This window comes from Aequorivita viscosa, assembly GCF_900106795.1.
GTDB lineage: Bacteria > Bacteroidota > Bacteroidia > Flavobacteriales > Flavobacteriaceae > Aequorivita > Aequorivita viscosa.
On sequence record NZ_FNNS01000032.1, the window covers coordinates 1 to 26,894 of the forward strand.

The following is a 26,894-nucleotide window of genomic DNA, read 5'->3' on the forward strand; positions in this document are numbered from 1 at the left end:
TTTAAGCGAATTTTATCAAGCTCATTGGCGAGCCTTCGCCTTCGCCTGTTGTATACACTTCGCTCAATTTTTGTATATATCATTTCGGGAAGTTTTCTGAAAAGATCGTTTTCACTATCTATGCCCATAAACTCAGCCGTTAAACTCAAACTTATCAGTTCCAAGTCACAGAGCTTTGGTTCACGCCTTTGATAGGGTAAAAGTTGATCTTTTGATATTTTTCTTAAAACTTCCAATATTCTTTCGTAATTTGCACTTAAGTTGTTCATATATAATGTTTTATAGCTAAAACAAGATACTGATTATCAGTAATATGGACAACTTTTTTCTTTTAAATCATAATGCACAACGGGTTATTCATTCTATTTAGGTAAACTACAATCTTTGCATAAACACAACAATTGTTCTTCATCCCTTTTCTACGAATAAATGCTTCAACGGTGACGATAACGTTGCATAAATATTCAATCTATAATTTTTAGTCTGTTCCTTTGTTTTTATGGTTCCATTTACCTGCGTTCGAAGTATATGAAAGTATTATAACTGCGCTAAAAAAGATGGCTTTTCAATCTTTTTAGCCTGAAAAATTATTAATGCTTTAAGCGCGGTCGATTCGCCAGCGCGGCCATGTTTCAAAAGAATATCAATTTTATTGGTAGAAGATGACTAAATTAAGAGATTGTTTGTATATTAAAATTCTACATACGGTATAAATTTAAACTTTTAAAAAGCAGATGAGGTTAATATTATTAGTTTTTGTATTCATAACAATTTCTTCTTGCTCAACGTTTAAACCAAATTACATAGATTGGAAAAACGCACCTGAGAATCCTAACCCATTTGGGCCTTTTGAAATTACAACCAATCACTTTAACCTAAAAGGGGATGTTAAATCAGTTTATAGGGTTTCGTATATAAAAAAAGATTCAACATATATTAGTGGTTTGTTGTTATTGGTGAATTTTGATAGAAATGGAAAACTTTTATCTTCACGAAAGGGAATTTTCCATAATTTGGGGAAGGAAGAAACAACATATCATTACACAGACAATAAAGAATTGAATTATTCTCTAAGACCCGCCAAGGATACCGTTTTTAGACAAGATTTTTTTTATAATAAACGTGGTGAACTTATATTAAGAAAATCAGGTAGCTCTGAAACAACCTTTCGATATGATAAAAACGGGAATTTAATACAAAAATTGTATAACGGAAATGTAAATTGGGGACCAAAGTATCTCTATGATAACCGTGATAGGCTTATTGCCAAAACCTATTTTAAAAGGGATGGCACTAAAAGGGAAGATGTAAAATATACTTATAAAAAAAGAGGTGAAAATTTAGTTGTTGATTTTACATCTTATTCAAAAAAACACGGTATTAAAAACTATACTCATATTTATGATAAACACGGATATCGTATAGATGGCATAAATGAAGAAGGTAAAGTAAAGAACACTATTATACGAGATAAAAAAGGCAATGTAATAGAGGATATTTGTGGAACTTCAAAGAAATATTATGTTATAACCTATTGGGACGGGACAACTTCAGGCTACGACCCAAAATTGGATGAAATAAATAATTGACAGCTCCCTGTTCTTTATATGATAGTCCCTCAATCTCCAAAAACAATCAAGATTCTAATCAAGAAATAGAAAACTCCTTATTATGTACCGGTCTTGATATATGAAATTATAACTGCGCTAAAAAAGATGGCTTTTCAATCTTTTTGGCAATGTAGTAACCATCAATGAAGGACGCTTCATCAATTAAGTACACATTCTTAAAGCTTCTGAGGGTCTTCAATAAATTCCGATAATCTTTTGCGAGTAGCATCTCCTCATAAGTTATTTTATTTTGAAGGGAGTCTTTTCTAATTAAAATGGGTTCATTATTTCCATTTAAATTTTAATAGGTAAAATCGAAAGATGTCCGATTATAAGCGCGCATTTCTGAATATTTGTGAAGCTTACCGTTCTTAATGGAAAATTCTATTTTGTTTATTTGTGGACTTAGCGTAATATGATACTGGTCGTGTTGGATAGAATCTGACCTATATTCAAAATGTCGAATGTCTGGATGTTGCTTGATTATAACATAAATATTTTCCTGTGACAGACAGGTGGCAGCAATAAATACTGCAAATAAAAAACTAATAATTTTTTTCATTATGGACAGTTTTTATTAGTATTCTGAATTTTAGTTTTAATATTTGCTATGTATAGATATTGAAATCCACTATAGTTATTTCTGTATGGTAAATATCCGCTTGTTTTTCCGAGTCCCTCCCAAGAAATAGCCTTTGCTACTTCTTGTTTCCAATTGTTGCCGAAAACATTTTGCGCTTCTGTTCGAAAACTTTGGCTCTCACTATCCCAATCATACTCATTCTTCAAAAAATCCTCCAGTGCCTGTCTGTAATCTTCAATTTCAAAAACGTTTTTGTTGAAGAGTTCGTGCGTTTATTGTGAGATTACAATCTTACAGAAAATTGTGGTTCTTGTATTTTTTTGGCTACATAAAAGCCATCAAAATAAGATTCTTCTTCTATAACATATACGTTCTTAAATTTTTTTAAAACCTCGAGTAAATTATGATAGTTTTCAGCTCTGATCATTTCATCGTATCGGATCGTGTTTTTAATGGTGTCTTTAAGAACCAGAATTGGATTATTATCGCCGTTCGTGTTTTGATATATTAAATTAAGCCCCTGACCATCATTCCATTTATAGTTAATTGCTTTTCGCAGTAAACCATTGTCTATAGAGTATTTAATTCTACTTTTATCAATATATAAGGAGATTATATACTGATTGTGCTGGATCGAATCAGTTTTAAGTCTGAAAATTCTTACCCTTGGGGATTCCTCCTTTATAATTAAATAAATATTTTCCTGTGAGAAACAAAAAGCTAAATTAAATACAATAAAAACTATTGATAGAATCTTTTTCATTACGAACAATTTTTATTTAAGGTTGCAATTTTTATTTTAATATTCTGCGCAAAATTGATTTTATGGATATTAAAACCAAAACTAGCAATATAATCTAGAAAGTTATTTGTTTTTTCTAATCCTATCCAAGAAACTGCACGAGCCACCTCCTGTTTCCAATTGCTGCCAAAAATGTTTTCTGCTTCTGTTCGAAAACTTTGGCTTTCACTGTTCCAATCATACTCATTTTTCAAAAAATCCTCTAGTGCTCGCCTATAATCTTCAATTTCAAAAACATTTTTTATTAATTAAATTATGAATGCATTGTCGTTTATAGGCTTTAATTTCATAACCCGGGTAAAAAAGAAGGTTTTTCAATTTTTTTAGCAATATAATAACCATCAAAAAAGGATGCCTCGTCAATTAAATACACATTTTTAAAGCTTCTTAGGGTTTCTATCAAGTTTTTGTAATCCTTTGCAAGTATCATTTCTTCGTAGTTTATTTCGTTCTTAATTGAATCTTTTTTAATTAGTGTTGGGTTATTATTTCCATTTATATTTTGATATATAAAATTAAGTGTCGTTCTGCTAGCAACACCGCCTCGTGAAGTTTTACGAAGATTTCCATTAATAATGGATAAAGTGATTTTTCTTTTTTGAGGACTTAGCTTAATATAATACTGGTCATGTTGAATAGTATCTGACTTATATGCTATATGTTTAATATCTGGGGTTTCTTTGATTAAAACATAGATATCTTCTTGTGAAAAACAGAAGCTTGTAGCAAATACTGCAAATAAAAATAATATGAGATTTTTCATTATTGACAGTTTTTATTACCATTTTCAATTTTAGTAATTATGTTTACTATGTATAAATATTGAAAACCATCATAGTTATTTCTGTATGGTAAATATCCGCTTGTTTCTTCGAGACCACGCCATGAAATAGCTCTTGCCACCTCTTGTTTCCAATTGCTGCCAAAAACGTTTTCTGCTTCCGTTCGAAAACTTTGGCTCTCACTGTTCCAATCATACTCATTTATCAAAAAATTCTCCAGTGCCTGTCTATAATCTTCAATCTCGAAAACGTTTTTATTGAAGAGTTCGTGAGACCATAGACCACTTTCTACCTGAGCATTATCCATCGCACATATAACCGCAACAAATCTATCTTCCAGAGAAATATCATTTAAATTAGGAATATCATAATCAACACAATCAAAACTAGGATCGGGGATTCCATATTGGTCAAAAATCAGAAGTCCAGCATCTTCCAGACTACTCCACATATACGCATGTATCATTTCATGGCAAAGAGTAACATACTTCATTAAGTTCGAACCATTCGTATTTATGTCGCTATCTGTGGTAATGGTATAGAATTGGGCGTTTGAATCACTGCCCCGAGTTATTCCCCAGTCTCCTGAGGGTGTATTTCCTACTTTTAAATGCAGAAACTTACCGGTTGTTCCGTTAAAATGAGCAAACATTTTAGAATAAATACTATTTGGGTTCGTTTTCATTTTCTCATGAATACATTCTGTATTTGTATCCTTAAAGCTCGAATCTTTTATAACTTTTTCTACAAAATCAACTTCTGCACAAAAATCTTCGTCATCCTCGGAGTAACAATTTGCTAAATAGTTTGCCAAAGCGGTGGCAGTCTCCAAATTTCCGGGTGCCCAATTGTTGATACTATTCACCAGGGTAAAATCCACATATTCCTCACAAATATAAGGAGTAAAATAATCAGCATATTGATCCTTGCAGTCCTCGCTATTTTCTGGGCCTCCTTCGTGTGCTAATCTGTCCTTTTAATCTAATTGAATTGCTTGCCAAACTAAAAAATTATCATCCGATTGTTTTTTTATAAAATATACAACACTGCTCCCAACTCCAGGTGGATAATTAAAGTTTTGCTGTCTAAAATCTTCTACAGAAACTACAATAGCACAATTAACATCATTTATTGAAATGATGTTAATTGGTTTTCCTGAAATATAGTTAGTTGTAAATATCGGATAATTAACTGGTCCTCTTTTTCGGTAATCCTCAAACGCCTATTTCCTTTTCGCTTCTGTTTCATATCCCTTGTTAGTAATTCCAAAAGATGTAAGAGTTGAATCTTTGCTAACGCCATACTTTATATATTTGGTATCTTTATGAAAACAGATACAAAAATTTGATTGGGAAAAAACATTATTAAAATTAATCCCCGCTATTAGTAAAAAAAGTAAAAACTTTCGACTTTTCATTATTGACAATTTGGATTGTTAGCTTTAAAATCTTTATATATATCTATGATATCCAGTCTATCCTGTAAAGGTACATTTTTCCAATTGCTGCATTTTTATAGTAACACAATTATTCAATAGATTCCATTAATACATTCCATTTTAAAAATGTCTTATCAGTATTTTCTTGGATAAAAACAAACAAACTACTATGCGTGCCCACAGGTCTTTTATAACTGTTTTTGCGATACTCATTTAAACTTATGGTAGCAGCACAATTAATCTCATCAATGGAATCAAATTTTATTGGCCTTTCTACAGCAATAAAAGTCAAATAAAAATTTGGTGGAAGATCAAATAGGTTGCTTCTATATTGTTTGAAGGCAATTTCTCTTGCTTCTTCAGTTTCAAAACCTTCACGAACAACTTTAAAATAAGTGTATGTTGAATCTCTATTTTGTATTTTGATATCAATATAATCATTCCCTTGAAAGAAGCATACACATAATTTTTCAGGATTTTGTGATTGTCCAAAGAAACAAACCATAAGCATGAAAATAAGTAATAAATATTTTTTTTTCATTATTGACAATTGGGGTTGTTATTTTCAAAATTATTTATAGTCTGTATAATTTGATTTTTTTCAGATAGAGATAGATTATTCCAAGCAATGGTATTCATTAATCCTGCCCATGCCAATGCATCATATATATCTTGAGAATATTGGTTGTTAGAATATTCTTTTATTGCTTGAGTAATGATACTTCTATAATGCTGTGCCATCGCTTGATGTTGTGCGGAAGTTATGTTTATTCCGATTGGAATATTGTTATACCATCTAATATAATAATCATATAAACCCGGATAATCATCTTTAATTAAAATCAGGTCTGATACAGTCATTCCCCCAAGACTCGGATGCTGCCATACAGATAATAATTTTCTAAATATTTCTGCATGTATCATTTCATGAATCATAGTACGTGCCACCGATAATGAAGGTCTATCAAGATTATTCTCATTAAAAGTAATGGTTATCATATAATTCTCTGGTGCACTGGTTGTAGCATTTATGTTTGATGGCAAAGATGTAGATGATGAAAACCTCAAATTCGCCACAGACATTGTACCTTCAAAATTTTTCAAATAATTATTAAAGGTTGGGGCCTTACCCATGTCTTCATATACATAATATAAACAGTTATTGTCTACAAATTCTTGATCTAAAATGACTATATGCTCAAAATCAACTTCCGCACAGTCATCTTCATCTTCATCATCATTGAGGAAGTTGTTCGCCAGATAGTTGGCAAGTTCTCCTGCCGCTTGTTGGTTATTTTGCGCCCAGTTATTGATGAAGGGAATATTCGGATTGTCCTCACACATATAAGGCGTAAAATAATCTGCATACTGATCTTCGCAGTCCTCGCTATTGCCTTCTCCCGGTAGCGCTAGATCATCGCATATTTCAAAAATAACGGTCTGAGTGGAGCCCGATCCGCCACCGCCTCCATTGCCACCACCTGAAGCACAGGGGATATTAGTTACCGTTATTACCCAGTTACCCCCACATACTTTAGTTCCATTGCCGTATGGCCCTGGACCTGTATGCCCATTCGGACATTCCCAAATCCAACTACTAGTCGAAGCAAATGTACAAGGTGCGGTACGAACACCATTTTCTATATAGGCGCCATTTATTAAGTCTTCAAGTGTTATAAAATCATTGTCAAACATTTTAATTTTCCCTTTAAAAGGTTGAGATTTATCAAACAACCAACTAAGTTCCGGATCATATTGTAAAATAACAGAACTAACCGTTCCGGTTACGAGATTCTTTTCGAAAACTAAATGATAAAACGTGTTCGCTTTATCGTCTGGATTATTATTGATGACTTTTAACGTATAAAAAATTGAGAGAATCTGTCTCTATTAAATGTATCTTATTTGTATTTATATAAGCATCTACAAACTCCACACCTTTCCCTTGCAGGGGAGCATTTCTATTTATGTCTAAATATTTAATGTTGGCTGTAAAAGCAGTACTTGTGCCAATATGCTTCTTCAATGTTGCAAAATCTATGAATCCTTGGGGTCTTTCTTGAGTATGTAAATCTTGATGATCTTCGTTAAAAGGCATCATCTTTATTACAACTTCAAGTAAACAAAAATACGCCTGTACAACATAGGATAATTAGGGCTTTTAAGTAATAATAACAAGTAAAAATATTTTTCATAGTCATAACCTGGTTTTTGGTTATCCACAAACATAACCATTAACAAATATTTAAGGATTTTTAGATATGTTAAAACAATGTTAAAATGTGTTTTAAGTAGTTTGAAAGTCAATTAGCTTAGACAACCAACAACCAACAACCAACAACCAACAACCTTCCAAGATAGTAAGACTTGAACCAAAATTCCACTAACAGTTATTTTTTCCTTCGGATGTCTTGCATATTTTAACTAATTTCCCCGCTTCAAATTGACACATCTCATTATGCAGTCCAATTTTAAAAAGTTTCTCCCGCATCTGGTTGTTATCTTACTGTTTGTTGTAGCAGCACTGGCTTATTTCAACCCAGTTTTACAGGGAAAGAAGATATTCCAAAGTGATATTGTGCAATATACTGGAATGGCGAAACAACAAAACGATTTCCGCGCCGAAACAGGGGAGGAGACCTATTGGACCGACGCCGCTTTTGGGGGTATGCCTACGTATCAATTGGGAGCCAAATACCCAAACAATTATATCAAAGAACTTGACTTGGCAATTCGGTTTTTACCTAGGCCTGCAGATTATTTATTCCTTTATTTTATTGGAATGTACATTCTTTTCTTGGTGCTAAAAGTCGATTATAGACTGGCTTTTCTCGGGGCTTTGGCGTTTGGGTTTTCAACTTATATGATTATTATCTTGGGCGTTGGCCACAACGCCAAGGCTCACGCTATAGCCTACATGCCGCTTGTTTTAAGCGGTATATTTCTTACTTTTCGAGGGAAATATTTATATGGTTTTCTCTTGCTAACGGTTTCAATGGCTTTGGAATTGGTCGCCAATCACTTTCAAATGACGTATTATTTGATGCTTCTGGTGATAATCATTGGCATTGTCTATCTGATTGATGCGTACCAAAAGAAAATTTTACCTCAGTTTTTTAAGGCAGTTGGAGTCATGGTTGGGGCAGTTGTTATTGCCCTTGGGTTAAATGCCACAAACATCCTCGCCACAAAGGAATATGCCGACGCATCGACCAGAGGAAAAACCGAACTTACGATAAACGCTGATGGCACTCCGAAGGATAATAAAACAGGACTGGATTTTGACTATATTACGGAATACAGCTACGGAAAGTTAGAGAGTTTTAATCTGTTTATCCCGCGATTTATGGGTGGAAGTTCTTCGGAAGCATTTCCAAAGGATTCAAAAACTGTGGAAGAATTGATGCGAATGGGTGCCTCTCCGCAAGAAGCAAATCAGTTTGTTGGGCAGATTCCGATGTATTGGGGCGACCAGACTTTTGTGGGCGCACCTGCGTATGTTGGCGCGATTGTCATCTTTCTTGCGGTTTTAGCTTTGTTCCTACTTCAGGGAAGATTAAAATGGTGGACGGTTTCTGCCTTTGTTTTAACGCTTCTTCTTTCTTGGGGGAAAAACTTTAGCGGACTTACCGAGTTTTTTATCGATTATGTGCCGATGTACAATAAGTTTAGAGCGGTTTCTTCCATACAAGTGATTATTGAATTGATACTCCCAATACTTGCCGTAGTCGGGCTTCATAAGTTCTTTTGTACTTCTTTAGATGACAAGAAACGTAAGGAATCGCTATTGTGGTCTGCTGGTGTAGTAGGCGGAATCACCTTATTATTTATCCTCTTTAAATCGACCTTATTCGATTTTGCTAGTCCGTATGACAGCTACTTTAGGGACGAAATGGGCTTGCCGTTTGTAGATGCGATTCGCGAAGATAGGATGGCCTTGTTTACTTCAGATGCAATTCGCTCTCTAATTTTTGTGCTTTTGGCAGCAGGTGTATTGTGGGCCGTAATTAAAGGAAGTTTGAAAAATGGATTGGCAATTGCCGCACTTACATTATTTATTGTAATTGATTTGGTGGGCGTGGATAGAAGATATGTAGATGAAGAGGCTTTTGTACAAGCTAGAGCGGTAGATCAACCCTTTCAGAAAAACGGAGCGGATATTCAGATTTTAGAAGATGAAGATCATTATAGAGTATATGATGCTACGGTAAATGCCTTTAACAGTGGGCGAGCGAGTTATTTTCACAATGCTTTGGGCGGATATCATGCGGCTAAACCGGGACGCATGCAGGATTTATTTGAATTCTATATCAGCCGAGGAAATGTAGGAATCCTGAATATGATGAACGTTCGCTACATCATTGTTCAGAATAAAAACGGCGGACCAGTAGCACAGCGAAATCCGTATGCCAACGGCAATGCGTGGTTTGTAGAAAATGTACAACCGGCAGCGAACGCCAATGAGGAAATTGCACTCTTGGACAGTTTAGACACCAAGAAAACTGCGGTTATAAACAAAGAGTTTCTTTCAAAAATTCCTACTGAAAAAATTGAAAGAGATAGCACCGCAACGATAGACCTTTTTAAATATCAACCCAATCACTTGGTGTATGAATCTTCTTCAAAAACGCCACAACTGACTATTTTTTCAGATGTATATTACGATAAAGGCTGGAATGCATACATCAACGGAGAGCCTGCAGAATATTTTAGGGCTAATTATGTGTTGCGAGCTATGGTTATTCCGCCAGGGAATAATCGAATTGAGTTTAAATTTGAACCGCAAGTTATCCAAACGGGAAGCACCATTTCGTTGGTAAGCAGTATGATCTTCCTTCTCATATTATTGAGCGGACTTTATTTTGTTTTTCGGAAGAATGAAATAGCAAATAAATGAAACGCGCGCTAATCGTTACATACTATTGGCCGCCAGCAGGTGGGCCGGGCGTACAGCGATGGTTAAAGTTCGTGAAGTATTTCCGTGAATTTGGAGTGGAACCCATTGTATATATTCCTGAAAACCCCAGTTATCCGTTGGTAGATGAAAATTTCGCAAATGAGGTTCCTTCAGATATTGAAATTTTAAAACATCCCATTAAAGAGCCGTATCATTTTGCAAGCGCTTTCTCAAAAAAGAAAACCAAGCAGATGAGCAGTGGTATTATTCCGAAAAAAGAATCCTCTGCAATTGAAAAGTTGATGCTCTATGTTAGAGGCAATTTTTTTATCCCTGATGCGCGTGTGGGGTGGGTAAAACCTTCGGTAAAATTTCTTTCTGAATATATTACTAAAAACCCTGTCGATGTTTTAATAACGACTGGACCGCCGCATAGCCTTCATCTTATAGGAATGCAGCTTAAAAAAGAATTAGGAATTAAATGGATTGCCGATTTCCGAGATCCTTGGACTACGATTCATTATCACAAATCACTTCGACTGAATAAAGCTTCGGAGAGAAAGCATAAAGAATTGGAAGCTGCGGTGCTGAATTCGGCAGATACGGTTGTGGTAACGAGTCCGACTACTAAAATGGAATTCGGACGTATTACAAACAAACCTATTGCGGTAATCACGAATGGATTTGATACTTCAGAAGAAATATCGGTTTCATTAGATGCGAAGTTTTCCATTTCGCATATTGGGTCGTTGTTGAGTGAACGAAATCCTGAGGTTCTGTGGCAAACCCTGCGTAAAATTTCAGAAGAAATCCCTTCTTTTAAAGAAGATTTACAATTGAAGTTTGCAGGTGCTGTTAGTGAAGAGATTAAGAAAAGTCTTGATAGCAATAATCTTATAATGAATTCTGTTTTTACAGGTTATGTATCCCATTCCGAAGCATTAAAAATGCAAAATCAGAGTCAGTTGCTTCTTTTGGTGGAAATAGACAGTGCAGAAACCAAAGCGATCATTCCAGGAAAGCTTTTTGAATACTTAGCAGCAAGGCGCCCGATTATTGCATTGGGGCCAAAGGGAAGCGATATTAAAGGAATTGTTGAAGAAACTCAGGCGGGTACATATTTTAATTATTCTGATGCAGAAGCACTCGAATCCGAAATGCTACGATATTATTCAGATTTTAAAAATGGCAGTCTAAGTATTTCTTCTCAAGGAATTGAAAAATACAGTAGGAGGGAATTGACAAGACGAATGGCGTTAACAATTCAGAATTTGCAATAAAAAACCTCCGCGCTTCACCAGAGATGAATTGCGGAGGTCCAACCAACCAAAAAACTATTTTTATCCTCTTGTTCTTACACTGCTGTTTTGCTTAGACGAATTTCCTCTAGACGTTTTTACAGCGGTATTTCTACCAGAAGTTGTATTTGTGCTTCTAACTGAAGTACTACTTGTTGTAGTTGTTCTTTTAGGAGCTTGTGTTTTGTTTCGCGTTACCGAAGTGCCTCTGTTGTTAGAAGAGGTTGTGCTATGCTGAGTATTTCTAATAGGTCTTGTGTTATTTGAGCGAACCGTATTGTTAGTATTTCGAGTATTTGCCGTTCTTACTGTTGTCGATCTATTTTCACTTTTATTATTTGAGCGTACGCTAGATGAATTTGTTCTAGTGGTGTTCACACTCGCGCTGTTTGAACGAGAATTTTTAACCATAGTTGTATTGCGATTATCCTTAGTGTTACTTCGTGTATTACCAATATCATTTGTTCGGGAATTCTTTACGGAACTGTTGTTTCGACCAGTAGTGGCAATCATAGTATTGCGACGATTTGGATCATAATCCTTGTTCCTCACTACGCGTCCATCTTTATGATGCACCCGACTTCCTGGGCGGTAAAAGTCACGTCTACCATTGTTATAGGCTACATTATTTCTGTTTTTGTAATAACGCACGTGGTCGTGATAATTGTAGCGCACTGGCTGATAATGTCTTCTGTACGGATAATCATAAACAATTACGTGTGTGTAGATTGGTCTTCCGTAGTAAACGTGCCAAGGGCGATATATATAATACGGGTTATAAACATTTATAGCGCCAGTACAATGTGAGAAATAACCATAATTGTTATAAACTATGTGCATTCCGCCAACACGTACAATACGTCTGTTGTTGTAACGAATATCAACGTTTCCTGCACGAATAATTCGACCGTATTCGTCATAATATATAGGAACATTTTCTATCTGGATTACCGCTCCATAAACATCGTATTGTACATAGGTGTCGTAATTGTATCCTGAGTTGAAACTCACATTTACGTTTGGAGTGCTTATGGTTAATTGAGAGTTGTTTTGCGGTCCAAGGTATACAAAGTCGAATTGGCCGTCGGGGAATATAGAAAACTCTACACCACCTTCTAAAAAAATATATGCATTGCCGTCGTAACCTCTTCTGTAATTGTCTTCACTTTTTAAGGATGTAGCATTAGCTGAAAATCCCATTAAAAGGATGCTGAAAATGAGTGCTAGATTTTTCATAATTGTGAAATTTAAAGGGTTCGTACTTGCGTTGACTTTTAATTTGTCAAACTTGTTTATGTATAAACAACGACCGTGCCACAGTTTTAAGTGATTGATAGTCAGTAAGGTGTTTAGAGGTGCAGTGGAGTGGAGGGTGTGAAGTAACTTGTGTAAAAAAAATCCGCTGAAGTATTATGACGCTTCAACGGATTTTTAAACTAACCAATCAACCAAAAAAACTAATCTTTATTGATTAACTAGATTTCAATTAGTGTGCCAAATATTACTAATGCGACTATAATTTTTCTTTTAAATAAGTTGCAGTAAAGGAATTTTTAGATTTTGCCACTTCCTCTGGAGTTCCTTGCGCGACAACATTCCCTCCTTTTTCTCCGCCTTCAGGTCCTAAATCAATAATATAATCGGCACATTTAATAAGATCTAAGTTGTGCTCTACAACTGTTACAGTATGACCACGATCAAGAAGGGCATAAAACGAAGCTAAAAGCTTTTTGATGTCGTGAAAATGTAGTCCAGTGGTAGGTTCATCGAAAATAAACAAGGTTTTGTCTTTAGAAGTTCCTTTTACTAAGAAAGAAGCAAGTTTGATACGTTGTGCTTCACCTCCAGACAGTGTTGAGGAACTTTGACCTAGTTGTACGTAGCCCAAACCAACATCTTGCAAGGGTTGTAATTTAGCTGCAATTCTGTCTTGTTTATGTAACGCGAAAAAGGCAACGGCATCATCAACCGTCATTGTTAAAACATCGTCTATGTTTTTATTTTGAAAAGTTACTTCCAATACTTCTTTCTTAAACCGCTTTCCGTTACAGGTGTCGCATACCAAATGTACATCGGCCATAAATTGCATTTCGATGGTTACTTCGCCTTCTCCTTTACAGGTTTCACATCGGCCACCGTCTACATTAAAACTGAAGTGTTTTGGTTTGTATCCTCGAATATCAGAAAGTTTCTGAGATGAAAATAAATTTCGAATATCATCATAGGCTTTAATATATGTTACTGGATTGCTTCGGCTAGAGCGACCAATTGGGTTTTGATCAATAAATTCGATGCTTTTTACAGTATCAAAGTCTCCTTTTATTTCTGAAAACTGACCTGGTTTTTCGCCATATCCTCCTATTTCACGAAGTAGAGCTGGATATAGAATTTTCCGTACCAATGTGCTTTTTCCACTTCCAGAAACTCCCGTAACGGCTGTAAATGAATTTAGAGGAAAGACCACATCAATATTTTTCAAATTATTTTGACGCGCCCCGCTAATGGAAATGTTTCGTTTTGAAGTGCGACGTTTTTTCGGAACTTCTATTTCCATTTCACCATTTAAATATTTTGCAGTAAGCGAATCGGATTTTAAAATTTCGCTGTAGTTGCCTTGTGCTACAACTTCACCGCCAAAAGTACCAGCTTCAGGACCTATGTCTATAATTTCGTCTGCAGCTTTCATTATATCCTCATCGTGTTCAACAACAATAACAGTATTGCCAAGGTCGCGTAGTGATTTCAAAACGACAATCAATCGTTCTGTATCTTTTGGGTGAAGTCCGATACTTGGTTCGTCTAATATATACATAGAACCCACCAAACTGCTACCTAATGAAGTTGCTAGGTTAATGCGTTGAGATTCTCCTCCAGAAAGGGTATTCGATTTTCGATTGAGCGTTAAATATCCTAGTCCAACCTCTCGAAGGAAACCGATTCGGTTATTAATTTCTACTAACAAGCGTTTTGAAACTTGGGTGTCGTAATCTGATAATTCAAGATTTTTGAAAAAATCTGCGGCTTTATCTAATGGAAGCTCAACAAGTTCTTGAATAGCAACTCCGTTTACTTTAACGTAGCTAGCTTCTGGTCGAAGGCGTTTTCCTTTGCAGGTATTACATTTGGTCTTTCCGCGATAGCGGGAGAGCATTACTCTGTTTTGAATTTTATAGCTTTTAGATTCCAAAAACGCGAAAAAGGAGTTTAGTCCTTCAAAATATTGGTTGCCGTCCCAAACCAACTGTTTTTGTTCTTCAGAAAGTTCAAACCAAGGTTTATGAATAGGAAAGTCGAATTTATAGGCATTGTTTACCAATTGGTCTCTATACCAGCTCATGCTTTCTCCGCGCCACGGGAAGATAGCATTTTCAAAAATTGAAAGGGCAGTATTAGGGACAACTAGGTCTTCGTCAATTCCTATAACATCGCCATAACCTTCACATACTGGGCAAGCACCATACGGATTGTTGAAGCTAAATAAATGTACGTTTGGCTCCATGAAAATGATTCCATCGGCTTCAAAACGGTTGTTAAATTCGGTGGATTTATTTGTAGACATTTCTTCGATATAAACCTCTCCTTTTCCTTCGAAAAAGGCTATTTCTACGGCATCGGCAAGTCTATTGTAAAAGTCTTCATCGTTTTTAGTAATAATTCTATCGACTACTAAGTCTAATTTCTTTGGAAGCGATTTTTTGTCAATATCATCAATTCTTACAACCTCTCCATCGGCTTTCACTCTAGAGTATCCTTGTTGAGCTAACACTTGGATTTTGTTTTCCATAGTTCGTCCCTCTTCCAAGTGTATGGGTGCTAGGAGGAGGAGCTTTTCTCCCTCAGGAAAGTTTTTTATAAAGTTAATAACGTCGGTAGTAGTGTCTTTCTTGACTTCCCTACCAGAAACAGGAGAAATAGTTTTTCCGATTCTTGTGTAGAGTAGTTTTAAGTAGTCATATATTTCTGTTGAAGTACCTACTGTTGAACGGGGATTCGTTGCGTTCACTTTTTGCTCGATAGCAATCGCGGGAGAAATTCCTTTAATAGCATCGACTTTGGGTTTGTCGAGACGACCCAGGAATTGGCGTGCGTAACTTGAAAGGCTTTCTACATATCGACGCTGTCCTTCGGCATAGAGTGTATCGAACGCAAGGCTAGATTTTCCACTGCCCGAAAGTCCTGTTATAACCACTAGCTTGTTTCTTGGAATTGCTACCGATATATTTTTAAGGTTGTGAAGTTTTGCACCCTGTATAACGATGCTTTTTTTGATATCTATTGTATTTATATCCAATGTTTATGTTCTTTATTTGAGCTATTTTGCAAAGATACCATATCAGTGCGACCTTGATGCTTAAGAGGATATTAAATATTTTATTGTAAAAATTAACCTTTTTTTTGCATTTGTATATTCATTGTTCTTATATTTACCGCTCTTAACATTTTAAAATATTCTTGCCTATAGCATATCATTACTCTTAACGAATAAACATTTTAATCAAGCAACGATTTTTACTGTTGTTTATTTCTTAAAGAAGCATTGATATGAAACAAAGCACTAGCTCTGATGCGTTTTTAGTAAACGCCTATATGAATGGCAACGAATCTGCCCTTAGCGAACTTATTACTCGACACAAACAAAGGGTTTATAGCTTTATATATTCAAAGGTTTTTGACAGAGATGTTTCTGAAGACATCTTTCAGGATACCTTTATAAAGGTAATTAAAACTCTTAAAAAAGGTGCTTATAACGAGCAGGGAAAATTTCTTCCTTGGGTAATGCGTATTGCACACAATTTGGTGATAGACCATTTTAGAAGAAATAATCGTATGCCGAAATTTGAAAATAATGACGACTTCAATATTTTCTCGGTTTTAAGTGATAATGCGTTGAATATTGAAAAGCAAATAATCAAAGGTCAAGTTGAAGATGACGTTCGAAGACTGATACAAGAACTGCCAGATGATCAAAAAGAAGTTTTAATTATGCGTATCTATAAGGATATGAGTTTTAAAGAAATTAGTGAGCAAACAGGGGTTAGTATTAATACAGCATTGGGAAGAATGAGATATGCACTTATTAATTTGAGAAAGGTTATTGAAAAACACAATATTATATTAACTAATTGATACAATAAAGTAATTTTTGTTGCGTTCTTTGAGAGTAATAACCTCAAAACCATACTCTATGCAAAAATTATACTCTAACACATCACGTTTGGACGGCGTGAATAAAAAACTCGTTCCAAAAGAGGAGACTATTCGGTTCCTTCTGGATTATTCGATGGCTTTAAGTGTTATAGATTGCCATAATAAGAAGTTTGAAGCGCTTCTTAACTAAACTTTGGAAAACCCTGGAATTAGCTTTTCAGGGTTTTTTTTGAATAATTCAGATTATTTTTTTGTGAAAAATTTTATGAAAACAAAGTTATTGTTGTAAGTTTGTATTGACTTGTTGGCTCAATAGTTAATTTTTATTAAAATATTAAGGCTAACTGAGTTTATCTTCACTATAAATTTTCGCAAATTTATGATGTGTGTTTAAAAAAATAACTATCTTCGCTTAAAAATCATTAATTATGAAAAAAATTATTCTAATCTCAACCTTACTCATCACTTCCTTAGTAATAGGGCAAGAGACGCTTAATCAAGATTTTAATAGATGGTCTATTGAAGTTGCTGGAGGGCTTAACAAACCTGCAAGACCAGTTGCATCGGGGTATCATACTAGTACTCCAAGCTTCGGGCAATTTGCACTCGGGGCTCGTTATATGTTTAACAACCGCTTTGGGGTGAAGTTAGACGCTGGGTATAGTATGTTTAAGGATGGTGGCAATAGTCTGCCTTTTAAAAGTAATTACCTGCGTACTTCCTTACAAGGAGTTGTAAATGTTGGTTCAATTTTAGATTTTGATACTTGGACTAATTCTTTTGGCATTTTAGCTCACGGTGGTGCAGGATATTCTAGGTTAAACGCAAAAGAACCAGTAGATCGTAGTAAAACTGATCAAATGCTTAATATGATCGTTGGTATTACTCCTCAACTTAAGCTTGGAAATAGAGTAGCTTTAACTGGTGATGCTTCCTTGATTGGTAACATTAGACAAGACTATACTTGGGATGGTACTGGAACAAGTAAAAAAAGAGGCTTTGATGGTTATATGATGGACTTTTCTATAGGTCTTACGTTTTACTTAGGTAAAAACGAAAAGCACGCAGATTGGACATCTAATGAATCTATGCTAGATGAGAAATTTGCTGATCACGAAGCTAGATTATCGAAGATTGAAACTGATATGATTGATTCAGATCAGGATGGTGTGCCAGATTACTTAGACCGCGAGCCTAACACACCTTCTGGGGTAGCTGTTGACACTAAAGGTCGTGCTATCGATAAGAATAACAATGGTATCCCAGATGAGTTAGAATCATCTTTAGACAAGCTTTATGTTAAGAAAGGAGATGCGGTTGCAACTTCTGGTGGATCTAAAGGTTCTGTGAAAAATTTACTTGATGATGGGTATGTAAATGTTTACTTCCAGTTCAATAGTGATAAACCAGAAAACTACTCGTTAGAAGCTATCAATTACTTGTCTAAGTATATGAAAGAAAACCCTTCGGCAAAAGCAGAATTAATTGGTTACGCTGATGAAATTGGAAATGCTGACTACAACCAAAAACTTTCTGAAAGAAGAGCGAAGAGAGTGTACGATATACTTATCGCTACAGGAGTTTCTGCAGACAGACTTAGCTATTCTGGTGGAGGTCAAGATGCAAGTGTTGATAAGAATTCTTCACCAGCAAGACAGCTTGTAAGAAGAGTAACATTCAAATTGAAATAATATTTAGATTACACATAATTTAATAATAAAAAAGACCTTCATTATTGGAGGTCTTTTTTTATTTCACGTTTTTTCGGTTACCACATTTTATGCTTAAGCTAGGCAGATTTATTTCTAATTTCTCCCCTTAGTAAATTGTATTGAATAACTTAAAGAAATTAGTTTTAGTAGCATTTAATATTAGTGGGTTGTCAGGAAAGATATCCTACCACCAAACGACGAAAAATCGTTCTGTTTTCTTTCGTTTTTTTCTATATATCAAGGGAGATTTCTTGTTTTTTAAATTCCTTTTGATTTCTATATTTAGTTCGTTATACGATATCCACGAGGTAATTTGACTTATAGGCAGTAGCCATTCTTTTTTCGTTGGGATTGCAAAAAGTGCATCTTGATCTTCCTGTATGAAGTCTTTTTGTCGCATCCAATATCCAACAATACAGTCTTGATAAACCTTTGAAAAACTGTTGAGGTTTATTTCTTTTGGAACAAATAGAAAAGCTTTTAAACAAAGTTGTTGAGTGGATGGAACATCTATGTTAAGACCTTCCAATGTTTCAATCGTTTCTGAAGCCCTAATGAGCGGGAATTGTTTCGACTTTAGTTTCTCCAACTTGTCGTATAAACTGTCCTTACGGTTCGGTCCAATCCATTTTGATTCTTCTGAAGTGGTTATTTTATTGTCGTATAAGTAAAACTTGCATGACAATTCAATATGAACAACTTCATCGGTGGCTTGATTTTGTACTATGTAATCTAATTCTCCTATAGTCCCTTTTTCTCCTTGAATTTGAAGATTTGACGCCAATAATCTATAGTGTTTCGAATTCTTTAAAAACGCTTCAAAACACCCTTCCGCTTGTAGTCCTATAATTGAGTTCTTAGGAAAAATGAATTCACTTTCAGCTATTTCTTCTTTATAAAAACTGAAATTAAGGAATGGATATGTTTCTGAATTTAGTTTTAGTTCAGGAGCAGATATAAATGAATTTAAAATTTCTGTACCCTTTGAGCTCACAAAATATAAAGTTTAATTTTGAAATTAATTGTGTGAAATTATTACGCTCGAAATGTCCAGGCAATAAAACGACTCTGTTTGTTGCCTTGTTCCATCTCGACTATTTTCACTTCAGCAGGTTTAGTTTTATTGATGGCCCTTTTGATGTTTTTTAAATTATCTTTCTGTGAAACGATAGCAGTAAACCATTGGACTTGATTTTTGAATGGAACACTTTCTTCAGCCATTTTTTTTATAAATCCTTCTTCACCGCCTTTATACCACAATTCATTGCTAAGTCCTCCAAAGTTTTTAGTGCTTTCTTCATCTAGCTTCAGGTTTTTGAATTTCCGTAAATTGTTTTTTTCGGCATCAGTGCTATTTTTAAAAAACGGTGGATTACAAACCACTACATCAAAATAGTCGGTTGGTTTAATAATATTTACCAGAATAGTGCTTTTAAATTGTTGATGACGCAATTTGATATCTTTTAAGTCCGTGTTCTTGTCTATAATTTCCTGTGCATTGCGCAACGAATCGAGATTTACTTCGGTTGCGGTACATTTCCAGTTAAAATGGCGAGTTGCAAGTATAGGATAGATTAAGTTGGCTCCTGTGCCTATGTCTAGCAAGTGGATGTCTTTCTTGGGAAGTAAGTCCGCTACGTGCAATAGGTAGTCTAAACGCCCAGGAACAGGCGGACAGAGATTATTGTCGGGGATATTCCAATAGGAAATTCCAAAATGTTCTTTTAGCAAGGCAGTATTAAGCGCCTTGACCGCCTCGTGGTTTCCGAAATTAATTGTTTTGTTGCAGTGTTCGTTTATTGAAACGAATGGCTTTAATGGTGGATGGTTTGCTACAAGGTCTTCAAAATTGTAGTCTTTAATAAATGGGTTTTTGGGATGCACAAGTAGTTCTTTAGAATGGTAAAGATACTACTATCAGTTTGGAACCAACCAGTCTAAACTCTTTGTTCTGAATTTTTTAGTAATTCGGTTTGAGCTTTACTTTCTTCATTAGCTATTATTACGTTTTTAACAGCTCTAAATGTTATGTCTTTAGCCTCGGCGTACGAAATATTATAAACACGATCCACATTTCTGAACTCCTCTGGAAATTGTGACAAAAGAGAATTGTAATAAACATCTAATTGCTTTTTCGTAGGTAACTCGTATTTCAGTTTAAGTTGAAAACGTCGTAACAATGCGATGTCAATAACTTTGGAATGGTTGGTGGCGGCAATCAGTAATGTGTCGTTTGGAAGTTCGTCGATTAATTGAATTACTGTGTTCACCAATCGTTTCATTTCAGCAGAATCGTTGTCGTCATGGTCGCGCAGTCTGCCGATAGAATCAAATTCGTCTAGAAACAAAACAGCTTTTTCACGAATTGCTTTTTTAAAGACTTCAGTTATATTTTTTGAAGTTTCACCCAAGCGGGAAGAAACTATAGTTCCCAAATTCAAGATTATTATTTTTTTGCCTAGTGCTTGTGCAATGGCTTTGGCAGTAGTTGTTTTACCGCAGCCTGTATGACCAAATAAAAATATTTTATTGTCCACAGGAAGCTGAAACTGGTTTAGAATGGCCACGTATTTAAATTCCTTTAAAAGCTGTTTTAAAGAACCTTTATTTTCATCACTTAAATGAATTTCCTCCAAACTGAGGGGTGTTTCGTTAGAATTGATAATATAATCTGATAGTGCCATTTTGCCTCCTGTTTAAGGCCGCAAAAATACGAACCTTTTTACATGAAGCTTGACTTTTCTTAGTAAGAAATTTGGTTATATCGATGTACATTTTTTTAACACTAATTGTTTTTCGTTATTAATTTCACATACTTGTTTGTTCAAGTGGTTAAACAAAAAAATTGATATCTTGAGAATTCAAACTTTAAAATCCATTTCTATAAAAAAGAGATATTCAGCTGGCTACATTAATAAACCGATTGAATTCTATAATATTTTGTATCTTAAACTTTCAATTTTAAAGATTTAGAATATGAAAAAATTACTTGTAGTTGTATTTGCTTTAGGAGGTCTTTCTGTTTTTGCTCAATCAAAAATTCTCCCTGCTGAAATTCAGATAAAAATGGCTATTCAAGCCGCTCCAGAGATGTATCAGGATGAGGCTACTGTTTTAGGATATAATAAAAACGGTGAACTGGTTACGCTTCGGGAAGGAACGAATGGCCTGATTTGTCTTGCAGACGACCCCAATAAAGATGGAATAAGTGTAGCTTGTTATGGAGTAGAATTGGAATCGTTTATGGCTCGTGGTAGACAGTTGAAAGCCGAAGGCAAATCTGAGGTGGAAAAACGTGAAATCCGTAAACAAGAAATAGATGCAGGGAAACTTAAAATGCCTTTAGAACCAGCAATGGTCTATGTGTTGGGCGCCGAGGAAAGTAATTTAGATACCAAAACCGGGGAATTGGCAAACAGCAGAATCCGATATGTGCTTTACAAGCCTTATATGACTGGCGAAAGCACTGGATTGCCTACAAAGCCACAAGCACCCGGAATGCCTTGGTTGATGGATGCCAATACACATCGTTCACATATAATGATTTCGCCAGCGAGCGCTAATAAATAGTCGTTAAGAACTTATTGGCGGAATTAATTTGCTTTTGATGAGGTAATTAAATGTCTCGGATTAATTATACGAAACGTGCCGAATAAATTTTATTGATGTGAGGAAGGGTTTAGTCTGGAGCTATACAATTATTAACTAATGTATAGAGTGATTCTAGAATAGAACCCCTTCTTTTTTATAAGCCATAGTTTAGTTATAGAAAAATTGTACATAATTCATTAAAACCCATCAAAATCCCTAATGTAGAATTCGGGTTTTTTAATGGTTTTTTTTTACAATGAAGTATCTATAAACTCTTCAAAAAATCTTTAAAATCTTGGCGATTGTAGTCGGCCATTCCTTGATGGGTAAAAACCAAATTTCCTTTTGAATCAATGATGTAGGTAGTTGGAATACTATTCGTGTTATACATCTGTGGTAAACGACCTATTACTTTGTGAACTTCAAAATCAAAGTTTTTTCTGTCTTTAAACTGAATTGCCTTTTCAAACTTTTGGTCAAAGGAAATCATCAGTACTTCAATTTTATCTTTGTCAATGTCGTTATACATAGCATTAATACTTGGCATTTCCGCTACACAAGGAGGGCACCAAGTAGCCCAAATGTTAATAAAAATAACCTTGCCGCGATATTGCTCCATTGTTACTTTTTCTCCTTTTGAATTAATCAAAGTCATATTAAAATCGGCTTTTGTTACTAAATTGTCAACTGCAGTGAGTTCTTTTTCAACTTGAGCTACGTCTGGGTTCATCGCTCCGGTTGCTAACAAGCCGCGTTGAGCGAAACCAATTACTTCGGTATGGAGGCCAGATATATATAGACCGAGAATAATGACTCCAAATATGCCGTATTCAATCAGGTTCTTTTTAAGTTTTTTGTTCATAACTGTTTTTATTGAGTTTATTACTAATTAGTGTCGCCTTAAAATCTTTTGTTTTTGGGAATTAATTGATTTTTAAATTAAAAAAATGTTTCACGCAAAGGACGCTGAGCCAATCGCTAAGTTCGCCAAGAGATAAACTATTTTAAATTAAGCTTTGCGATTCTTTTGTGCTTTGGTTGGTATAATACATTGTTTCTAACTGATTTGTTAATTGAGTTTTAATATTTGGCTAAAGCCCATTTTGGTTTCAACTTTTAACCACGGGCTAAAGCACCGTGGCTATTCATTATTACCTTTTTGAATAACCCCGTGCTTTAGCTCGGGATAATAAATAAAAAGCTGTTGGCTTTAGCCAAACTACTTCAGAGATCGAAACATGGTTGAACATAGGCAATTCAAGTTATTTAAATCTCGTATTCTTGGACGCGCTTAATCGAGGAACTTACGTAACGTACAGATTGTTACCTGAAAATATAATCCGTTCCCGGAACAGTAGAAAACGAAACCTCCCCTAAATAATCGCAATAAGCACGTCCGTCCAATTTTGGATTTATAGGCGAATGTAAGCTTAGGTATTCCTCTACGACTTCGTGAATAGTGTAGTCCTTAGTTTCTACGTCAATTACACCAGACATTCGACACAATACATCTTCCGGGTCGCCAGGTCGCTCACAGGCAGAGATGGTGTAATATCTGCTTTCGTCTAGCGGCGCTCCGTTCACCTCAATTGATTTTATTCGCTGGTTTCTGTCGTTCTGACTGCTGAATTCTACTTTCATGCCTGAAAAACGCACCAGCCATCCTCCAAAACGCTCGGTTGCATTTCGAGCAAAAGCATTGTGCATTTCCTTTTCGAGCCACATTTTTATTTGTTTTCCAGTTGCTTTTCCAGTCTTTACAGGTTCGTTTACTGGTAACAGATTCCAAAGATTTGCTCGGGTAATCGGGGCGGGTTTTCCATTTTCAGGCACAATAGGATTCCCAAATCGGAAGCCGTTTGAAATAGCGATATCGGCACCTGTTTTCCACCTTGCAGCATCGGTAACAAGGTTGTCTGTTGGGTTTTCCACAGTTAGGTATCGATACATTGGTGCGTTGGTATATCCAACTACAGTTTCCAGATTTTCTTTATAAGGTGCTTTGTTTTTATCAATTATGGCTTGAATTTCCGGGTCGGAGGCGTATATTTCTGGATCTACATCGATTAATTCGTAATCGTCTTTCACCAATTTGTTGTCGACAAAATATAAATTCAGTTTTCCAACAAAAGATCCAAAAGCACCAGGTTCAGTAACCTTTGCATACTTTCCTTGTATCATTTCGCGCACTCTTTCGTGAGTGTCATTTCCTAAAATATAATCCACATTTTCGGCGATGGGATTGCTTGCAAGGGCTACTTGTTTGTAAATTCCAATGTGTGTAACCAGGAACATCACGTCTATTTTTTCTTCAATTTTCACTTTATCGATAAGTTCTTTTACGCTGTTATCGACTTGGGTGAAATTGATTCCTTCACTGAAAATAGGGTTTTGTCTAACCGGAACATCTGGATCGTTGATGCCAATAAATCCCAATCGAACGCCATTGATTTCTTTTACTAAATAGGAAGGATATAGATTCTCGTCGGTTTCATCGTGTAGCATATTTTGAACAATTGTAGGGGTTTCAAAACGCTCATAGATATCGAGCATTTTATCTTTCCCGTAGATAACTTCCCAATTGCCAGGAATCAATACGTCGTATCCCATGTTTTTTATAACATCCACCATCACTTCTCCTTCAGAATGGGCTACATAACCGCTTCCTTGAATTAAATCCCCACCATCAACAATAATGGTGTTGTCTAGATTTTTCTTTCTTTCAACATCAAATAAAGTTTTGATGTTTGCCAAACCGCCACGTTCTTTAAATACAATTTCTTCATTTTCCCAAAATAGTTCAGGATGTGGGTCTAATTGACCGTGAATATCGGCAGTTTGAAGGATTGTTATTTTCAAGGTGTCTTGTGAATTTAGCGCTAATTGGGTGTTTTTTCCAACGGTGTTCTGACAGGAAAAAAGCATAGCTGCGCCAGCCATAATAGCTACGGCTGTAAAAATATTATTGATTTTCATTTTGAGTTTTTCTTAAAGATTTAATGTTTTGTACCCCTTTTTCTGAAGCTGTAAAGCATACAGAAATGCGTTTTCTACCAGCGTGATTTCCTCAGGGATAGTGGCGAGGTCTATTTTTAATCGTTCAATTGACATCTGGCAAACAAAGAGCTTTACATTGAATTCTTCAGCTAGTTTTAGGTTTTCCTTGAAGCTATCGTTACTCAATTGTTTCACTTTGCTGCCATAGAACACAATTTGAAATTCTCCTTCACGGCTTTCATTTTGAGCGGCCATTAGAATAGGTTCAATTTGATCTATGTTTGAAGTTAAAATCACAAAATTTGTGGTTTCAAATTTCTGTTGTGCCGTCACGCCCAGACTCAGAAATAGTATTATAATCGCAATCGAATTTTTCATGATTTAATTTTTTAGAATTTTATAGAAAAAGATATAGGACTGTAAAATCCCGATAGATTTTTTCTAAAGCTCTAGGCTTAAATATCCTTTCTTTTGTAGTTCCATATTGTGTAGAATTCCGTTCTCTACAATTTTTACATTTCCAGGTATTTTTTCAGGATTTACATCAAATTTTTTCAATGAAAATCCACACGCCAGAATGTTTACTCCTAACATTTCAGCTTCTTTTAAATGTTTCTCCATTTTCTGTTCATCGGTCATTTCGCCTATATCTTTTCCGCAGATAATAACTTCAAATTGACCAAATTGCTTTTTGTCCTCCTTTGCCAAGTGTGCGGCGGCAAGTAGAATGGGATATAATTGATCTACTTTTTTAGTCATCACAACATAATTATAGGCTGCTGGATTTTCATTTTTGGTAGCCATACTGCTTGCGCTTTTTTGTGCGTTTGCAGACATAAGTACAAAGGATAATATTAGGGTTGAAAGAATTGTTTTCATAGTTTTTGTTTTTTAATTGTTTTTATGTCGTTTAAAATAAAGAATAATAGACCACCTGCGATGGCAATATTCTTAAATAAAGGTCCTAGAGTAGTAATTTGTCCTACTTGGATAGTAATTGAAATGGGAATTAGAATGGCGAGCAACACAATTGCAGCCCAGCGAGTTTTAAATCCTATCATAAAACTGAAACCAGCGATAAGCATTGCTATGCCTGAGAGGATTACTAAAAGCTCTAAATTCCCGAAAATTGCAGCAAACCCTTTAAATTGAGCCGCTTCTATACGAGAAACGGTTTTTTCAATTTCGATTAAGTGATTTAGACCTGCCACCAAAAAAATACCGCTTACCAAGATACGAAGCAACTGAACGCTGCGCCAACTCACCGTGAGTGTCGAATTCATCTGAGAAAGATTTTAAAATTGTGAATACTGACTTTGGATAATAAGTCGAGGATCTAATGCTATAGTCCAAGGGCTTTATTCCCAAAGAAAATGTTTAAAATAGAAACGAGGTGGATCAAACTAGACGCGCGGAGGAATATAGAAGCGTTTCGAAAATAGTTCAGAATACAGTTCGTCGTTGAAAATGTAATTCTTGAAGTTGTCTTCTGCTAGAATAAGTGTGAAAGATGGATTCTTGAAGTCAATAACTGTAGTGCAAATAACAGGAATTTCCAAAGCCTGTGCTAATTCATATTCTATCAGTGTAGTATCTCCTCCCGTATTAGAGGTTTTTAATTTCTTGCAAAACGGATTTACAACGGCGATCTTTTCTCCAGACAATAATCCGAGTAAGTTACCAGAATTGGCAACAAACAGGTTTACCAGGAAAAGTCCTGTCAACAAAAAAGCTATGAGGTTCTTTTGTTTCATTAAGGGCAAAACTAACGATTATATAGAAACTGAGTGTAACTTAGGTTACAGAAGAGGGTTTTTTTAATGTGAGAGTTGAGAAGTGAGACGTAAGAATTAAATATTTTCAGGTTTTATTTGGAAGCTTATAGTGAGTTTATAAATGTCTTTATTGTTACACTTACTATCCTTGACTTAGACAAAGTACTTTTGTAAGCTTCCCTTTAAACCGAACTGTTTAAAAGTAGAATAATTATCTTAATTTTAAACAGTATTATGAGACGAAGTAAATTTTCACCACAA

General features: G+C 35.3%; 24 protein-coding genes and 1 pseudogene. 7 read left to right on the forward strand and 18 right to left on the reverse strand.

Features of this window, described 5'->3' with window-relative positions:
• A pseudogene (locus BLW28_RS14220) lies at positions 1 to 269 on the reverse strand (IS982 family transposase); the annotation flags it as partial.
• A gap of 465 nt (positions 270 to 734) precedes the next feature.
• On the opposite strand from BLW28_RS14220, the gene BLW28_RS14225 reads away from it, so the two are divergent.
• Positions 735 to 1,589, forward strand: a complete 855-nt coding sequence (locus tag BLW28_RS14225) for a hypothetical protein (RefSeq protein WP_073221632.1) — start codon at positions 735 to 737, stop codon at positions 1,587 to 1,589.
• Positions 1,590 to 2,476: 887 nt separating this feature from the next.
• Here BLW28_RS14225 and BLW28_RS14240 read toward each other — a convergent pair.
• The 6 genes from BLW28_RS14240 to BLW28_RS14275 form a co-directional block, all read right to left on the reverse strand.
• On the reverse strand, positions 2,477 to 2,956 hold the full coding sequence (locus BLW28_RS14240) for a hypothetical protein (protein ID WP_073221612.1): 480 nt from the start codon (positions 2,954 to 2,956) through the stop codon (positions 2,477 to 2,479).
• Positions 2,957 to 3,281: 325 nt separating this feature from the next.
• Positions 3,282 to 3,758, reverse strand: a complete 477-nt coding sequence (locus tag BLW28_RS14250; RefSeq protein WP_073221606.1) for a hypothetical protein — start codon at positions 3,756 to 3,758, stop codon at positions 3,282 to 3,284.
• The gene (locus tag BLW28_RS14255) at positions 3,758 to 4,657 is read right to left on the reverse strand and encodes a hypothetical protein (protein WP_073221604.1); all 900 of its coding nucleotides are present in this window, start codon (positions 4,655 to 4,657) and stop codon (positions 3,758 to 3,760) included. Before BLW28_RS14255 ends, BLW28_RS14250 begins: the two co-directional genes overlap by 1 nt.
• Before the next feature lie 646 nt (positions 4,658 to 5,303).
• A complete protein-coding gene (locus BLW28_RS14265; RefSeq protein ID WP_073221598.1) occupies positions 5,304 to 5,756 on the reverse strand; it encodes a hypothetical protein in 453 nt (150 codons plus the stop codon).
• A complete protein-coding gene (locus BLW28_RS14270) occupies positions 5,756 to 6,949 on the reverse strand; it encodes a hypothetical protein (RefSeq protein WP_073221595.1) in 1,194 nt (397 codons plus the stop codon). Before BLW28_RS14270 ends, BLW28_RS14265 begins: the two co-directional genes overlap by 1 nt.
• A gap of 109 nt (positions 6,950 to 7,058) precedes the next feature.
• Positions 7,059 to 7,316 (reverse strand): hypothetical protein, encoded by a 258-nt coding sequence (locus BLW28_RS14275; protein WP_073221592.1) that lies wholly within the window; start codon positions 7,314 to 7,316, stop codon positions 7,059 to 7,061.
• A 357-nt stretch (positions 7,317 to 7,673) separates the two neighbouring features.
• Between BLW28_RS14275 and BLW28_RS14280 the strand changes: the two genes are divergently transcribed.
• Both BLW28_RS14280 and BLW28_RS14285 read left to right on the forward strand, forming a co-directional pair.
• On the forward strand, positions 7,674 to 10,112 hold the full coding sequence (locus tag BLW28_RS14280; protein WP_073221590.1) for a YfhO family protein: 2,439 nt from the start codon (positions 7,674 to 7,676) through the stop codon (positions 10,110 to 10,112).
• The gene (locus BLW28_RS14285) at positions 10,109 to 11,392 is read left to right on the forward strand and encodes a glycosyltransferase family 4 protein (protein WP_073221587.1); all 1,284 of its coding nucleotides are present in this window, start codon (positions 10,109 to 10,111) and stop codon (positions 11,390 to 11,392) included. The genes BLW28_RS14280 and BLW28_RS14285 overlap by 4 nt, the downstream gene beginning before the upstream one ends.
• Positions 11,393 to 11,452: 60 nt before the next feature.
• On the opposite strand, the gene BLW28_RS14290 is transcribed toward BLW28_RS14285, so the two are convergent.
• Positions 11,453 to 12,646: a hypothetical protein gene (locus tag BLW28_RS14290; protein WP_073221584.1), complete on the reverse strand. Its 1,194-nt coding sequence runs from the start codon at positions 12,644 to 12,646 to the stop codon at positions 11,453 to 11,455.
• Between the two features lie 277 nt (positions 12,647 to 12,923).
• The gene (gene uvrA, locus BLW28_RS14295) at positions 12,924 to 15,701 is read right to left on the reverse strand and encodes an excinuclease ABC subunit UvrA (RefSeq protein ID WP_073221582.1); all 2,778 of its coding nucleotides are present in this window, start codon (positions 15,699 to 15,701) and stop codon (positions 12,924 to 12,926) included.
• Positions 15,702 to 15,952: 251 nt separating this feature from the next.
• Here uvrA and BLW28_RS14300 point away from each other — a divergent pair, with 251 nt between their 5' ends.
• The 3 genes from BLW28_RS14300 to BLW28_RS14305 all read left to right on the forward strand — a co-directional run bounded on the left by BLW28_RS14300 (position 15,953) and on the right by BLW28_RS14305 (position 18,249).
• On the forward strand, positions 15,953 to 16,537 hold the full coding sequence (locus tag BLW28_RS14300) for an RNA polymerase sigma factor (RefSeq protein WP_073221579.1): 585 nt from the start codon (positions 15,953 to 15,955) through the stop codon (positions 16,535 to 16,537).
• A gap of 58 nt (positions 16,538 to 16,595) precedes the next feature.
• Entirely contained in the window at positions 16,596 to 16,748 is a 153-nt protein-coding gene (locus BLW28_RS15830) for a hypothetical protein (RefSeq protein WP_177165900.1), read from the forward strand.
• A gap of 238 nt (positions 16,749 to 16,986) precedes the next feature.
• Positions 16,987 to 18,249 (forward strand): OmpA family protein, encoded by a 1,263-nt coding sequence (locus tag BLW28_RS14305; protein WP_073221577.1) that lies wholly within the window; start codon positions 16,987 to 16,989, stop codon positions 18,247 to 18,249.
• A gap of 205 nt (positions 18,250 to 18,454) precedes the next feature.
• On the opposite strand, the gene BLW28_RS14310 is transcribed toward BLW28_RS14305, so the two are convergent.
• From BLW28_RS14310 to BLW28_RS14320, 3 genes are read right to left on the reverse strand one after another with little or no spacing between them, the layout of a single operon-like run.
• Positions 18,455 to 19,264, reverse strand: coding sequence for a DUF1853 family protein (locus tag BLW28_RS14310; RefSeq protein ID WP_073221574.1), 810 nt, complete (start codon positions 19,262 to 19,264; stop codon positions 18,455 to 18,457).
• A 41-nt stretch (positions 19,265 to 19,305) separates the two neighbouring features.
• Complete coding sequence (gene rlmF / locus BLW28_RS14315; protein ID WP_073221571.1) at positions 19,306 to 20,154, reverse strand: 23S rRNA (adenine(1618)-N(6))-methyltransferase RlmF; 849 nt, start codon at positions 20,152 to 20,154, stop codon at positions 19,306 to 19,308.
• 53 nt (positions 20,155 to 20,207) lie between these two features.
• A complete protein-coding gene (locus BLW28_RS14320; RefSeq protein WP_073221568.1) occupies positions 20,208 to 20,954 on the reverse strand; it encodes an AAA family ATPase in 747 nt (248 codons plus the stop codon).
• 292 nt (positions 20,955 to 21,246) lie between these two features.
• On the opposite strand from BLW28_RS14320, the gene BLW28_RS14330 reads away from it, so the two are divergent.
• Positions 21,247 to 21,840 (forward strand): hypothetical protein, encoded by a 594-nt coding sequence (locus tag BLW28_RS14330; protein ID WP_073221563.1) that lies wholly within the window; start codon positions 21,247 to 21,249, stop codon positions 21,838 to 21,840.
• Between the two features lie 286 nt (positions 21,841 to 22,126).
• Here BLW28_RS14330 and BLW28_RS14335 read toward each other — a convergent pair whose 3' ends face one another.
• From BLW28_RS14335 to BLW28_RS14360, 6 genes are all read right to left on the reverse strand, one after another.
• A complete protein-coding gene (locus BLW28_RS14335; protein ID WP_073221560.1) occupies positions 22,127 to 22,723 on the reverse strand; it encodes a TlpA family protein disulfide reductase in 597 nt (198 codons plus the stop codon).
• A 461-nt stretch (positions 22,724 to 23,184) separates the two neighbouring features.
• Entirely contained in the window at positions 23,185 to 24,837 is a 1,653-nt protein-coding gene (locus BLW28_RS14340) for a bifunctional metallophosphatase/5'-nucleotidase (protein WP_073221556.1), read from the reverse strand.
• Positions 24,838 to 24,849: 12 nt separating this feature from the next.
• Positions 24,850 to 25,236 carry a DsrE family protein gene (locus BLW28_RS14345; RefSeq protein WP_073221554.1) on the reverse strand — a complete coding sequence of 129 codons (387 nt, stop codon included), beginning with the start codon at positions 25,234 to 25,236 and terminating at the stop codon, positions 24,850 to 24,852.
• A 63-nt stretch (positions 25,237 to 25,299) separates the two neighbouring features.
• On the reverse strand, positions 25,300 to 25,737 hold the full coding sequence (locus BLW28_RS14350; protein ID WP_073221551.1) for a DsrE family protein: 438 nt from the start codon (positions 25,735 to 25,737) through the stop codon (positions 25,300 to 25,302).
• The gene (locus tag BLW28_RS14355; protein WP_073221547.1) at positions 25,734 to 26,141 is read right to left on the reverse strand and encodes a DoxX family protein; all 408 of its coding nucleotides are present in this window, start codon (positions 26,139 to 26,141) and stop codon (positions 25,734 to 25,736) included. Before BLW28_RS14355 ends, BLW28_RS14350 begins: the two co-directional genes overlap by 4 nt.
• 120 nt (positions 26,142 to 26,261) lie before the next feature.
• The gene (locus BLW28_RS14360) at positions 26,262 to 26,612 is read right to left on the reverse strand and encodes a hypothetical protein (protein WP_073221544.1); all 351 of its coding nucleotides are present in this window, start codon (positions 26,610 to 26,612) and stop codon (positions 26,262 to 26,264) included.
• Positions 26,613 to 26,894: the final 282 nt, after the last annotated feature.

Coding starts and splice junctions, on each gene's coding strand:
- BLW28_RS14225 (WP_073221632.1), top strand. CDS start 735: ATGAGGTTAATATTATTAGTTTTTGTATTCATAACAATTTCTTCTTGC.
- BLW28_RS14240 (WP_073221612.1), bottom strand. CDS start 2,956: ATGAAAAAGATTCTATCAATAGTTTTTATTGTATTTAATTTAGCTTTT.
- BLW28_RS14250 (WP_073221606.1), bottom strand. CDS start 3,758: ATGAAAAATCTCATATTATTTTTATTTGCAGTATTTGCTACAAGCTTC.
- BLW28_RS14265 (WP_073221598.1), bottom strand. CDS start 5,756: ATGAAAAAAAAATATTTATTACTTATTTTCATGCTTATGGTTTGTTTC.
- BLW28_RS14275 (WP_073221592.1), bottom strand. CDS start 7,316: ATGATGCCTTTTAACGAAGATCATCAAGATTTACATACTCAAGAAAGA.
- BLW28_RS14280 (WP_073221590.1), top strand. CDS start 7,674: ATGCAGTCCAATTTTAAAAAGTTTCTCCCGCATCTGGTTGTTATCTTA.
- BLW28_RS14285 (WP_073221587.1), top strand. CDS start 10,109: ATGAAACGCGCGCTAATCGTTACATACTATTGGCCGCCAGCAGGTGGG.
- BLW28_RS14290 (WP_073221584.1), bottom strand. CDS start 12,646: ATGAAAAATCTAGCACTCATTTTCAGCATCCTTTTAATGGGATTTTCA.
- BLW28_RS14300 (WP_073221579.1), top strand. CDS start 15,953: ATGAAACAAAGCACTAGCTCTGATGCGTTTTTAGTAAACGCCTATATG.
- BLW28_RS15830 (WP_177165900.1), top strand. CDS start 16,596: ATGCAAAAATTATACTCTAACACATCACGTTTGGACGGCGTGAATAAA.
- BLW28_RS14305 (WP_073221577.1), top strand. CDS start 16,987: ATGAAAAAAATTATTCTAATCTCAACCTTACTCATCACTTCCTTAGTA.
- BLW28_RS14320 (WP_073221568.1), bottom strand. CDS start 20,954: ATGGCACTATCAGATTATATTATCAATTCTAACGAAACACCCCTCAGT.
- BLW28_RS14330 (WP_073221563.1), top strand. CDS start 21,247: ATGAAAAAATTACTTGTAGTTGTATTTGCTTTAGGAGGTCTTTCTGTT.
- BLW28_RS14335 (WP_073221560.1), bottom strand. CDS start 22,723: ATGAACAAAAAACTTAAAAAGAACCTGATTGAATACGGCATATTTGGA.
- BLW28_RS14340 (WP_073221556.1), bottom strand. CDS start 24,837: ATGAAAATCAATAATATTTTTACAGCCGTAGCTATTATGGCTGGCGCA.
- BLW28_RS14345 (WP_073221554.1), bottom strand. CDS start 25,236: ATGAAAAATTCGATTGCGATTATAATACTATTTCTGAGTCTGGGCGTG.
- BLW28_RS14350 (WP_073221551.1), bottom strand. CDS start 25,737: ATGAAAACAATTCTTTCAACCCTAATATTATCCTTTGTACTTATGTCT.
- BLW28_RS14355 (WP_073221547.1), bottom strand. CDS start 26,141: ATGAATTCGACACTCACGGTGAGTTGGCGCAGCGTTCAGTTGCTTCGT.
- BLW28_RS14360 (WP_073221544.1), bottom strand. CDS start 26,612: ATGAAACAAAAGAACCTCATAGCTTTTTTGTTGACAGGACTTTTCCTG.